This is a genomic window from Spirosoma flavum (assembly GCF_042686045.1).
Classification (GTDB): domain Bacteria; phylum Bacteroidota; class Bacteroidia; order Cytophagales; family Spirosomataceae; genus Spirosoma; species Spirosoma flavum.
Map to the genome: position 1 here is coordinate 184,337 of NZ_JBHUOM010000001.1, position 12,295 is coordinate 196,631.

At 45.5% G+C, this 12,295-nt stretch carries 13 protein-coding genes; 4 read left to right on the forward strand and 9 right to left on the reverse strand.

The genetic code is table 11. The features are described from left to right. Nucleotides 1–154: 154 nt before the first annotated feature. Nucleotides 155–1,081 (forward strand): AraC family transcriptional regulator, encoded by a 927-nt coding sequence (locus ACFS25_RS00740; protein ID WP_381496486.1) that lies wholly within the window; start codon nt 155–157, stop codon nt 1,079–1,081. A 73-nt stretch (nt 1,082–1,154) separates the two neighbouring features. Here the strand turns inward: ACFS25_RS00740 and ACFS25_RS00745 are convergent, their stop codons facing one another. The 5 genes from ACFS25_RS00745 to ACFS25_RS00765 form a co-directional block, all read right to left on the reverse strand. Further along, nucleotides 1,155–1,592, reverse strand: a complete 438-nt coding sequence (locus ACFS25_RS00745; protein WP_381496487.1) for an energy transducer TonB — start codon at nt 1,590–1,592, stop codon at nt 1,155–1,157. A 3-nt stretch (nt 1,593–1,595) separates the two neighbouring features. Beyond that, complete coding sequence (locus ACFS25_RS00750; RefSeq protein ID WP_381496488.1) at nt 1,596–2,345, reverse strand: phosphoglycerol geranylgeranyltransferase; 750 nt, start codon at nt 2,343–2,345, stop codon at nt 1,596–1,598. Continuing rightward, a complete protein-coding gene (locus tag ACFS25_RS00755) occupies nt 2,323–2,853 on the reverse strand; it encodes a hypothetical protein (RefSeq protein ID WP_381496489.1) in 531 nt (176 codons plus the stop codon). The genes ACFS25_RS00750 and ACFS25_RS00755 overlap by 23 nt, the downstream gene beginning before the upstream one ends. Before the next feature lie 36 nt (nt 2,854–2,889). Next, a complete protein-coding gene (locus ACFS25_RS00760; protein WP_381496490.1) occupies nt 2,890–3,309 on the reverse strand; it encodes a phage holin family protein in 420 nt (139 codons plus the stop codon). A 173-nt stretch (nt 3,310–3,482) separates the two neighbouring features. After that, nucleotides 3,483–3,869, reverse strand: a complete 387-nt coding sequence (locus ACFS25_RS00765) for a TraR/DksA family transcriptional regulator (protein WP_381496491.1) — start codon at nt 3,867–3,869, stop codon at nt 3,483–3,485. A 335-nt stretch (nt 3,870–4,204) separates the two neighbouring features. Here ACFS25_RS00765 and ACFS25_RS00770 point away from each other — a divergent pair, with 335 nt between their 5' ends. The 3 genes from ACFS25_RS00770 to ACFS25_RS00780 all read left to right on the forward strand — a co-directional run bounded on the left by ACFS25_RS00770 (nt 4,205) and on the right by ACFS25_RS00780 (nt 8,195). Beyond that, nucleotides 4,205–5,479, forward strand: coding sequence for a Glu/Leu/Phe/Val family dehydrogenase (locus tag ACFS25_RS00770; RefSeq protein WP_381496492.1), 1,275 nt, complete (start codon nt 4,205–4,207; stop codon nt 5,477–5,479). A 119-nt stretch (nt 5,480–5,598) separates the two neighbouring features. Beyond that, entirely contained in the window at nt 5,599–6,264 is a 666-nt protein-coding gene (locus tag ACFS25_RS00775; RefSeq protein ID WP_381496493.1) for a phosphatidylserine decarboxylase family protein, read from the forward strand. Between the two features lie 254 nt (nt 6,265–6,518). Beyond that, nucleotides 6,519–8,195, forward strand: coding sequence for a GMC family oxidoreductase (locus ACFS25_RS00780; RefSeq protein ID WP_381496494.1), 1,677 nt, complete (start codon nt 6,519–6,521; stop codon nt 8,193–8,195). 43 nt (nt 8,196–8,238) lie between these two features. On the opposite strand, the gene ACFS25_RS00785 is transcribed toward ACFS25_RS00780, so the two are convergent. From ACFS25_RS00785 to ACFS25_RS00800, 4 genes are all read right to left on the reverse strand, one after another. After that, nucleotides 8,239–9,336 (reverse strand): alginate O-acetyltransferase AlgX-related protein, encoded by a 1,098-nt coding sequence (locus tag ACFS25_RS00785; RefSeq protein ID WP_381496495.1) that lies wholly within the window; start codon nt 9,334–9,336, stop codon nt 8,239–8,241. A 17-nt stretch (nt 9,337–9,353) separates the two neighbouring features. Next, nucleotides 9,354–10,793, reverse strand: coding sequence for an MBOAT family O-acyltransferase (locus tag ACFS25_RS00790; RefSeq protein WP_381496496.1), 1,440 nt, complete (start codon nt 10,791–10,793; stop codon nt 9,354–9,356). 118 nt (nt 10,794–10,911) lie between these two features. Next, nucleotides 10,912–11,544, reverse strand: coding sequence for a hypothetical protein (locus ACFS25_RS00795; protein WP_381496497.1), 633 nt, complete (start codon nt 11,542–11,544; stop codon nt 10,912–10,914). A 41-nt stretch (nt 11,545–11,585) separates the two neighbouring features. After that, complete coding sequence (locus ACFS25_RS00800; protein ID WP_381496498.1) at nt 11,586–12,215, reverse strand: MgtC/SapB family protein; 630 nt, start codon at nt 12,213–12,215, stop codon at nt 11,586–11,588. Nucleotides 12,216–12,295 lie beyond the last annotated feature (80 nt).

Sequence of the window (12,295 nt, forward strand, 5' to 3'; positions counted from 1 at the left end):
GAATTTTTCTAAAGCGATAGTACGTGTTCGATACGGATACGTACTATTTTTTTTATTATTTGGAAACTTTTATACTTGTATTAGTTTTGTACAAATTATTAGTTTTGTGCAACTTTACGTACAAATTCAATTTACGGACACACTCCTTTCAGATATGGAAGACTACAATAAAATAATCGAATCGTTGGGCGTGAAGTTCATCAAGGCCCGAAACATTCGGATTTTACAGCCTATTACCATAAAAAATTTCTATGATGTTGAAAACACACTGTTGATTTTGTTCAATGGTGACGTCTCAATTGGCGACGAAAAGACAAAGGTAGAGGTGGGTGATATGCTATTTATTCCGGGTGGAAAGCACGTTACCGTTACTTATGGTGATCCAACGAACCCCAAGGCCGTCTCGAATGAAGAATTTATGACGCATCGGGAATCATACTGGGAAGGCAACCATGATCCTAAACTAATAGGTCATCTGCCCAACTCGTTCGGCTACGTGTCGTTTGAAGCCAAAGTTTTCGACTCGGTCAACTTCTTTAATTCGCTCGATGTGCCCCCGTTTATCATCAAACGGGAAGAGCATCTGGCCAATACAATCGACCAGATTCTGGCTGAAGAAATGACTGATCTGGCTGGCAAAGGACGGATTATCAAGATCAAGACAGAGGAAATCGTTATCGAAGTTGTTCGATATATTCTGAAAAATCACCTGTTTGTCGAACAACTCGTTACTAACAGTACGTATTTCAAAGATCCACGGCTGATTGATATTTTTGCCTATATCAAGGAAAACCTCGGTGGCGACCTCTCGAACAAAGTGCTGGCTAACGTAGCAAATGTTTCTGAAGATTATGTTGGTCAGTATTTCAAAATGCTAACAGGTATAAATCCGCAGGATTATATCGAATATCAACGCATGGAAGCCGCCGTTGGCTTGCTACGCACCAGCAAAAAGAGTATTCGGGCTATCGGTGCCGAAGTGGGGTATAAAGACACGGCTTATTTCTGCCGCCGATTTAAGATGATGTTCGGTATTCCAGCCGGTAAAATGCGACGTCGGGAGTCTCTGATGAACGTATAAAAGAAGAATCGGGGGAGTAAGGCTTGTGAATAAACAGCCTTACTCCCCCGATTCTTCTTTATTTTTCCGGTCCTCAACGCATGTTTACTTCGATCGGTAGGGTATAAAATACGGATACGCGCTTGCCGCCAACTTCTCCAGGCTGCCAACGAGGCATTTTCTCGACAACACTAATAATGCTTGTCATGAAGTCCTGCATGCCCTTTTGTACTTTCTTGTCAATCGGCTTGGTCGTTATTCTGACATCGTGTACATAACCAAGTTCGTCAATGATAAACTTGGCGGCTACTGGTCCGGTGTTGTAGTTTCTTCGTACCAGCGAACCCGGAATCCGTATATTTTCTGCTAAATAGTGGCTCAGTGCGGCTTTCCCACCTGGGAATTCAGGTTCGCGTTCGGCAACAGTATAAACTTTTTCGCTGCGTGACTGTGCTACGGCATCTGACCCAGAAAATAGGAGAGCAAAAGATATAGCTGTCAGAAACAGTAGTGATGCGACAGGAAGTTTCATAAATTAGGCTTGTACAACAGATTGATTGAACTCTCGTATTACGGTCGATAGTTGGGGAAGCAAATCCGGGTTCTGTTCAATACCATTTCCGACCACAATCATATCGGCACCAGCTTTAAGGGCTTCATACGCTTTTTCTCCGGAGTTGATTCCCCCGCCAACAATAATCGGTAGATCAACTACTCTGCGAACCGCAGCAATCATGTCGGAAGATACGGGCCGACGCGCTCCGCTGCCTGCATCCAGGTACATCAATTGCAAACCAAGCATTTCGCCCGCCATAGCTGTACAGGCAGCCACATCGGGTTTATCGTAGGGCAAAGGCATTGTGCCACTAATGTAAGAAACAGTTGTTTGTGTACCGCTATCAACAACCATATAGCCCGTTGACATAATTTCCAGACCGCTCCTTTTGAGCAAGGGAGCCGCAATAACGTGCTGACCGATTAAAAAATCTGGGTTACGTCCCGAAATTAAGGACAAAAGTAGGATAGCATCGGCCGATGGCTCAATATGAAGCAGGTTGCCGGGAAAAAGAGTGATAGGTATAGTAGACTGGCGACGAATAGCGGCAATAACTTCTTTGTGGGCGTAATCTGTCACCAGGCTACCGCCAACCAGAAAAAAATCAACGGGACAACTAGCCGTACGAATCAGTAGTTGGGAAAGCGCGTCTTGCTCAATCTTATCAGGATCGAGCAAGACGGCAAGTGCTTTGTGGCCAGATAGCCTACGATCCCGAAGTATAGTCAACAGGCTTGGTTTTAGCCTGTTCGTGGTATTGATTTGGTTCGGCGGTTGGATTGATGGCATTATTTGTACGTATGCGGGCTAAAAATCCGGTTAGCTGCTCACGGGCGATGTTGGTTAGTACAGATGTTATAAGACCACCAATCAACCCACTTGCCGCTGCTGATTTTTGTGTTTTATTGGCCTGCTGCTTCACGGCTTTGCGGTATGACGGTTGAAGATGATTTTCATCACTCTCATCGGTCTCATCATAGTCGTCATCCGAGTCATCTGGTTCACCGTATTTTTCGGCATACCGATACTCATCGGACTTAGGCAGAATAGCATTAACGACCAAATATACAGCTAAAGCAGTACCTGCTACAAACGCGGCTGTTTTGCTAACCTCGGTTGCGTCGCCCTTGATAGCTTCAACACTGTCTGTAATTGATGTTCTAAACTGTTCTGTGGCTGCCATTAATTGGGCTCGACGGGCCGTTGTATCGGCAAAAGGTACTTTAGAGTCTTCCATTTTGAGTAATCCTGAATTCGTTTAAAGTTTGCCTACTTATTTGGCACTACTATTTGTCATTGATGAACGCGTTTGGGCCATTAACTCTTCAACAGCTTCCGATTTTTCCTCGATCTTTTTCTCCTGACTTTTCTTTAGAGCGCTGTAGGCTGCCACTCTAATTTTTGATTTAAAGAAATCTTTGGCCGCTATCCATAATATGCTCAAAATCAGGAAAAAACCGGCAACAATCAGAAAGCCAAGATACCGGCTGTTTGTTACTTCATTCAGGTAAGCAGCCAGTAAACTAAATAAAAAGATGGTGGTCATTGTAGCCAGCAGGGCGAGTACAATGCTGTGAACAGCCACAACGACGCCTTCCTCAAGTTTGCCCCGGCTCTCCAGCGTGAATAACTCGATGCGGGCTTCCAGATAACGGAATATATTCTCCCGAATTTCTTCCAAGCGTTCAAACATGATTTCAGATAATTAAATTTCTCCTGCCGTATTTACAAAAAAACGTTCAATTTGTTCAAAAATAGAAGGAAAAAAAGCTCCGGCGCATAGCGTGCCGGAGCTTTTGAGTGTGTTATAGAAACACTACTACATTGATATTTTTTTGCCACCAGCCAACAAACAACAGGGCAATGTTATTTTGACTGCCGCAATTTAGCTTCAATTGTCTGTTGTGTATGGGGAACTGCCCGAAGCCGCTCTTTGGGAATCAATTTGCCCGTGTCCTTACAGACGCCATAGGTTCCGTTTTTAATTCGAACCATAGCTGCATCTAATTGCTGAATGAACTTCTGTAGCCGAGCTGCCAACTGGCTTAAATTTTCGCGTTCGCTGGTGTCGGCACCATCTTCGAGCAATTTCGAATTGCCCGATGTGTTGTCTGTGCCGCTATCATTGCGTTTGCTAAGTGTTTCTTTGATGTAGTTCAACTCACTGCGAGTGGCGTCGAGTTTCTTACCAATCAGTTTCTCGAATTCCTTCAGATCTTCTTCCGAGTAACGGTTTTTCTCTTCCTGAACCATATCAAGTACTACGTTAGATGGTGTGTACCTTATTTTGGGGACAAAAATAATGCTTTGTAATCGTTATTTCAATGAACATCTTAGTTAACATATGTTTTTTTTGAAAATTCATCAAATCGAGATTTCCCGGTTTTGTGAATTAATCTTTGGTACATACCGTAGTAGGGACAAAAACTGTATTGAAATGAAAATAAACTGTAAATTATTATATGGTTTATTGGTATTATATTAATCTTAGAAAAAATAGACCTTCTGCAATATGGCTCATGATTTGTTAAGTTTGTGAGACACTTCACAAACAAATTTGTTTAAAAGATAGAAGTTAAAGTAAAGTCATGGGATATATTGAACCAGCTCCAATAAAAGACAAAAAAAATCCGCTTGAATCAATGATGTCGCGCTTCGATGCCGCTGCCAAATTGGTAGGTATTTCGGATGAGATGTACGACATATTGAAAGTGCCGGCGCGACAGGTGATTGTTGGGTTACCCGTTACGATGGATAACGGTGCCATTAAAGTTTTTGAAGGATACCGCGTTATTCACTCCAACATTTTGGGGCCGTCAAAAGGAGGTATTCGGCTCGATCCAGCTGTTAATCTAGACGAAGTTCGCGCTTTGGCGGCTTGGATGACCTGGAAATGCGCCGTGGTTGATATTCCGTATGGAGGTGCCAAAGGTGGAATCGCCTGTAACCCCCGCGAAATGTCGGCAGGTGAAATTGAGCGGCTCATCCGCCAATATACAGTTGCAATGCTTGACGTAATTGGTCCCGACCGCGACATTCCTGCTCCCGATATGGGCACTGGACCGCGCGAGATGGCCTGGATGATGGACGAATACTCGAAAGCAAAAGGTACGACGGTAAATAATGTAGTAACGGGTAAGCCGCTCGTATTAGGTGGTTCGCTTGGACGTACAGAAGCAACTGGCCGGGGCGTTACCGTGGCGGCTCTGTCAGCAATGGATAAGCTTCGGATGAACCCATACCGGGCTACCGCGGCTATTCAGGGGTTTGGTAATGTTGGCTCGTTTGCGGCTGAATTGCTTCATGAGCGGGGTGTTACAGTGGTAGCCGTGAGCGACATTTCGGGTGGTTACTATAATAAGGCTGGTATTGACATTACAGCGGCTGTAGCATACCGTAACTCAAACAGAGGAACATTAGAAGGATTTAGCGGAGCGGAGCAAATATCGAACGAAGAACTACTCTCGTTAGCTGTTGATGTGCTCGTGCCAGCCGCAAAAGAAGATGTTATTACCGAGTATAATGCCGCATCGATTCAGGCGAAAATGATTGTAGAAGGGGCTAACGGCCCTACATCAGCCAGCGCCGACGAGATCATTAACAGTAAGGGTATTTTAGTCGTGCCCGATATTTTGGCGAATGCGGGTGGGGTTACAGTTTCTTATTTTGAGTGGGTGCAAAATCGCATTGGCTACAAGTGGACACTTGACCGTATTAATCGTCGGGCCGATCGTGTAATGAAAGACGCCTTCGACCGCGTATTTGAAACTTCGCAACGTTATCAGGTACCGCTGCGTTTAGCTGCTTATATTGTGGCAATTGATAAAGTGGCCAGCACCTACAAATTTCGTGGAGGATATTAACCTGTTTATGAATTCTGATTCATACGGTACGATTTACCTCATCCGGGTTTACCTTTGTAAACTTGGAATCATGCCGCGATGGCGGATTGTTTCGTAAATCACAAATCGTAAATACATACATGCGCTTACACCGCGAAGGCACTATCATAATGCTTACAACTGGGCTAGTTTTACTAGCTCTGAATTTGCTCGCTTACTATTATCTGTTTTCTGATAATTCAACAGCCATTATCTTATTAGCAATAGTAAGCCTGATTCTGTTTGTGTTGGTGGTGCAATTTTTTCGTATTCCGAATCGACTGCTAACGACCGGCGAATCGCAGGTGATCGCTCCGGCTGATGGTAAGGTTGTCGTTATTGAGGAAACCCTTGAAAGTGAATATTTTAAGGATCGTCGCCGGCAAGTGTCAATTTTTATGTCACCGCTGAATGTGCACGTTAACCGCAATCCAGTTACGGGTATTGTTCGGTATTTCAAGTATTTTCCGGGTAAATATCTGGTAGCTTGGCATCCTAAATCGAGTACCGAAAACGAGCGGACAACGGTCGTTATTGAGGTGGCTAATGGTACCCAGGTGTTGCTTCGGCAAATTGCGGGTGCCGTAGCCCGGCGTATTATCTGGTATGTAAAAGAAGGTCAGCCTGTTAAGCAGGGTGATGAATTCGGCTTCATAAAGTTTGGCTCGAGAGTAGACGTGTTTCTTCCTTTAGACGCTGAAATCAAAGTCAAAATTGGCGAAATCACTAAAGGTGGTGTTACCGTAATAGCGGAGTTGCCGAGTTAAATGGTTTTTTAGCCGAATCGGGGTCGGTTTAACGGTACAGAGTAGTAATTCTACCAATCTGCATCGTTGAACCGACCCCGATTTTGTTTATTCGTAGTTGAAAATACGCACTAGTTTTTTGCCCAGCTTTGCTTGTAACTGAGTTAAGCGAAAACCAAGTGTAGGGGATGATATCATCTAATTTATATATCCATTCGTTGACTTATTCGAAGAAGTTTTTGTAATTTAAACGTCTAAATAATGTCAATAATGCTATGGATTTCGACTACATTATTGTTGGCGCTGGTTCAGCGGGCTGTGTACTAGCCAATCGTTTATCGGCAGATTCGACACTATCTGTGTTGCTGCTGGAAGCTGGTGGACCAGATACAAAAATGGAGATTCATATTCCCGCAGCTTATACCAAATTACACGGTTCAACGGTTGACTGGGGATTCTGGACAGAACCTCAACTGGCACTCAATGGGCGACGAATGTATCAGCCACGGGGTAAGACGCTGGGAGGCTGTTCATCTACCAATGCAATGGCCTACGTGCGTGGCAACCGGCTCGATTATGACGACTGGGCTATTTTGGGAAATCAAGGGTGGAGTTACAAGGATATCTTACCTTATTTTATCCGGTCAGAGCACAATGAGCAGTATGACCAGCTAGACGCACACTATCACGGCAACAGCGGTCCCCTAAACGTTACGTATGCTACCGGATTTCAGACGCCCTTAGCCAGTTGCTTTATTAATGCCTGTGTACAGGCAGGTATCCGGGCCAATGCAGACTATAACGGGGCCGAGCAGGAAGGGGCGGGAGCGTTTCAGTTCACAACTAAAAATGGTCGGCGGCACAGTGCAGCAACAGCTTTCCTAAAACCTGCGCTGAACCGTCCGAATCTCAAGGTTATTACCCACGCTCATACAAAGCAGATTCTGATCCAGAACGACCGGGCTACGGGCGTTGAATTCAAAACGGGTAAGAATCAGACTCAGCAAGCAACGGCCAGAAAAGAAGTTATTTTGTCGGCTGGGGCCTTTCACTCACCACAATTACTTATGCTGTCAGGTATTGGTCCGGTTGATGCGTTGCGTTCGGTAGGAATTAGAGTAAAAAAAGAATTGCCCGGTGTTGGCCAAAATTTACAAGATCACGTATTTACAGGCATCAGCAGCTTGAGTTCGAAGCGGGGCAGTTCGGCTAATTTTCACCTTAAACCGATAAATCAACTGAAAGCACTGGCACAGTTTTTAATAAATAAAACCGGTCCACTGACAAGCGGTCCTCTTGAAGCTGTTGCCTTTCTGAAAACGGACCAAGCGTTGACACAAACGAATTCAGACCCGGTAAATGCAGGCCAGGCCAATCCAGACAGGATAGATATGCAGTTTCATTTTGTACCCGCTCACTTCGGAAATGATGATAAGACAGATATTTATACTCTTGGCACCTACCCCCACACCGATGGTTATACCATTCTGCCAACATTACTCAAACCTAAAAGCCGGGGTTATATAGGAATAAGTTCGTCTAATCCACTTACTGCGCCGGTGATTCAGCCAAACTACTTTGCCAACGACGATGACCGCCTGGTGCTAATTAGTGGCCTGCGGAAAGCCATTGAAGTAATGCAAACAGACTCCTTTCGGCCTTACAGTATGGGTATTAATTCGCCCATAGAGTACAACTCCGATGATGCGCTTTGGCAGCATATAATTGCCAGGGTCGAAACGGTCTACCATCCCGTCGGTACGTGTAAAATGGGACCGGTATCAGATGAATTTGCCGTTGTGGACGCTAATTTGCGGGTGCGGGGCATTGAGGGACTGCGCGTGGTCGATGCCTCCATCATGCCGACAATTGTGTCGGGTAATACAAACGCACCGGTCATTATGATTGCCGAGAAAGCGGCTGATTTAATTTTAGGAAAACAGTTAAACTGATACTGTTACTAGCCTCGATCTAATCCGTATGGGCGACAACCCCTTAAAATGTAGCCAGTTTGTTAATATTTCGCTCTACGATCTCGATAACAACAACAGTAGGTCGCTCAGTTTTCACTAAGATGGGGTCTAGTTGGTTGCTACGAACGAAATATGATTCGCGGAAATAACCCGGCAAATATCCCATCATACCGTGGCTGAACGAGTCGCCTACAAACAACAACCGGCCTGAACCCGGACCCGTAAACCGGGTAGATGGGAATCCAAGAGCTTCATTTGGTATAAGAGCTGTTTGGCGACCCATGCGGTTTGGCACTGGTTTTATGTAGTAATAAAGTGGATCTTTCTGTTCATCCTGAAGTGTCAACATAGTAGTCAGGTCACCCGCGCCACCTCGTTGCTGTTCAATATGGTAATCTGACAAGCGAACAGGTGCTACTGTGGGCTGATCCAGTCGAATGCGATTTAGCAAAGCTGCACAGCCAATCAGCGTTCCATATTCATTCCAATGCGTATCTGTCTGGTAGTAAACGACATGGTTACGTTTTGCCGCCCGGAGTGTATCACGAATGTCTACAAAACGAAGAGTCGTTTTATTTATGGCCTCCTTAAGTATATCTAAGCGGGAAGGAGCAGGGCTTTGTTGTAAATGGTCAGGTAGGTATTCGGGGTAAATTGTGTGCGAATCAGGAGCGATAAAAATATACAATTGAGCACCCTGTTGCGCCAATTCCTGCTGCCGATTTATCAGATGGTCGGCAATACGTCGAGCCGAATCAGCCGAGAGCGGTTGCAGCCCCCGATGCTGGTCTATGACCTTGTTATAGCTGTTACCCAGATAAAACCAGCCATTTTTGCCAACCACTACTTTTTCGGGTAGGGGCGATAACCCCAGCATATTAAATTTCCAGCGGCTGTAAGCGTAAAACAACGCATTACGCCAACCAAAATTCTCTTTATAATAGCGGTCAAACTGGTGAACAAAACTGCGGACATGCGGGAAATTTAAGGCGGGCATACCCTGCACCTGTCGGTTTTCGGTACTGCTAAATCGTATTGACAATCCCAGTGCCTGATCAAGCATTGGCAGTAACAGCAGAACAGCAAACGTGAAAGCTAGTAGGCGAGGTCGTAGATTCATTGCTTCTGAACTGGACGTTAAAACCGGAAATAAATAAACGGATTGTAGGTATCAGCCGCCAGATACGCTACGGCCATTACAAACAAGCCAACCAGCCCAAGTACATACGCTGCGCTTAACGTCAGCCGGGTAGGTGTCGCCACCACCCGAGCTAGTGATCTGTGCCACACCGTTTGGAACCGATGATATATGGGTGTAACCAGTACAAATCCTAACAGCAGCGAAACAACAACGTCAATATTCAAGAAGTACGCCAAGGGAAACGCCAGCCGACCAATGGTAGCAAAGCCAGCCATTTTCTGCAAATAAGCTATCGCCGACGTCAAGTCTTCCGCTCTGAAAAATACCCATCCAATCAGCACGACAAATAAGGTGTATAAGTGAGCAAGGGGTGTCCATATGCGCTCTAGCCGCTTGCCAAGACCCGCCCGTTCAATGAGCAGAAACAGGCCATGATAAAGCCCCCAGATAATGAAATTCCAACTGGCTCCGTGCCAAAGTCCCGTCACGAAAAACACAATCAGCAGGTTGCGATAGGTACGGGCTTTACTGCCCCGATTGCCGCCCAACGGAATGTAGAGGTAATCGCGAAACCAACTTGACAGGGAAATATGCCAGCGTCGCCAGAAATCCTGAATTGATTGGGCGACGTAAGGGTAATTGAAATTCTCTTTAAAATCGAAGCCAACCATCTTGCCTAAACCAATGGCCATATCCGAATACCCTGAAAAGTCGAAGTAAATCTGGAGCGAATAAGCTATAATGCCTAACCAGGCCGTCTCTGCCGGATAACTGTCGGGTGGTGCATTGAAAATAGTATCGGCTAGTTCAGCGAAGGTATTGGCTAACAGCACTTTCTTTGCCATACCGATGATAAATCGCTCAGCGCCAATGCCAAATTTTTCAACAGTTACTGTTCGGTCGGCGAGTTCGGGCGCTATGTCGGCGTAGCGAACAATAGGCCCGGCAATCTGGTGTGGAAACATGGCTACATAGGTGCCATAATCCAGGAAGCTGCGATTTGCCCGAATGCGACCCCAATAGATATCCAATGTATAGGAAATGCCCTGAAATGTATAAAAACTAATACCAATGGGCAGCGCAATGTGGGCAATGCTCAAATTATCAGCAATGGGCAAGGCAAATGCTTCGGCAATGCCGCGTATCGAATCCACCAGAAAATTGGTGTACTTGTAATAAAAGAGTAGACCTAGACTACCAAATAGCGATAATAGTAAGCCAGCCCGACGCCGACCGTTCTCCACAAGCCGACCGGCCACAAAGTTGATCAATGCCGACAACAGCAGTACCAACACAATTACCCCTTCGCCCCAGGCATAGAACAACAGACTAGCACCAAATAAGAAGGCATTATTCCACCGGCGGGGCAGCAGATAGTAAACAATCAGGAAGAGCGGGAGATACAGAAATAAAAAAATGGCCGAACTGAACAGCATACAATAAGACAATGAGTCGGGCCAAAGTTAATTGAAAAGGAGGAGAGGGCGAAAAAGGAAAAGAGAGCACAGGTCGTGCTCTCTTTTCCTTTTTCGCCCTCTCCTCCTTTATACTTCCTTAAAAGAACGATAACCGAAGCAAAAAGGGAGTACCTCCGTAAACCTGATAAGAGATAGGGTCGTTCGGTTTATAATTGAGATTATAGAGAGCCGTGATATTTACGCCAAACCGTCGGGTTATGGGTTGCATGTAAGTCACCCCTAAAAATGGAGCGGCAATCGTTCCCGTATAAGCACCGGCTACCTGATCTACTTTCTGCTGATACGTATTGGTTTGTAGTTCGCCATGCAAATACAAGTTCGGTAAAATACTGGGAATGAACTCATACATGACAAACCCTCTGGCTCCGTATTGATTAATAGTGACACCTTGAGTAGCATAGAGAAGGCCTGCCTTGTAACGGGTGTATGTGTAATTTACTCCAACCCCAACAATCATTCGCTCGCTGGCCTGATACGCAATAACCGGCGAAATGCCCAGGCTGAACGGGTTGCCAAAGCGAAAGCCGTTTATACCCCCCCCAAACCGAAGCCGCTGCCCGAAGGGCAATGGACGGCCTTCTGGCGTTTGGGTTCTAAGCGGATCTTTGCCCTGACCCCGGCGCTCATCGGGATCTTCCGTCAGTTGACCGAATGCAACGCTACTACTTAATAAAGCCGTGATAAACAGTAACTTTTGGATATGGTTCATGGTGTTCTTTGCAAAAAAATAACTCTTATTACGTAACGAAATCAAAAGGTAAATTCTTTTACCTCCGGGTCGTTCAACAAACGTTTAATACAATTTTCATGGTTCTGTTCTGAGCCATCTACCCGCCAATGACCAATAATCTCCGTTCCAATACGTTGCTGCTGGTTTCGAATCGACTTTAGATTATACTCCTTGAAAAGCTCTTCGTATTGATTAAGGGTCTTGTTGTGAAACGCTGTTACAATCTTATAATCACGCGTTTGGTTCAACTTCTGAATCCAATTGGCAAAACCTACCATCAATAATAGTGAACCTAGAATGAATACGAAACCCACCAGCGCAATATCGTAATGACCCGCCCCAACACACATGCCTAAGGCAGATACCGACCAGACGGTGGCGGCTGTGGTTAGACCCTTCACCCGGTTATCCTCCCGAAAAATAATACCCGCACCCAGAAAACCAATACCATTGACAATATTGGCCGCAATACGGTCGCCGGAACCGCCGATTCTTCCCGAAATCATCGTGAACAAAGCCGAGCCGACGCATATCATAATCATTGTCCGCAAACCTGCCGACTTGCCATGATACTCGCGCTCGGCTCCGATCAGGCCACCAATCAACAGCGAAACACTTAGCCGAATAATGTCTTCCTGCGCAAAATTCATTTCGTTTGTTAGCCAGTACGGTAATTGACAGAATCCCGTTGCATGGCAGAATATTATTACGTTCACCAGCCCGTTTTAAC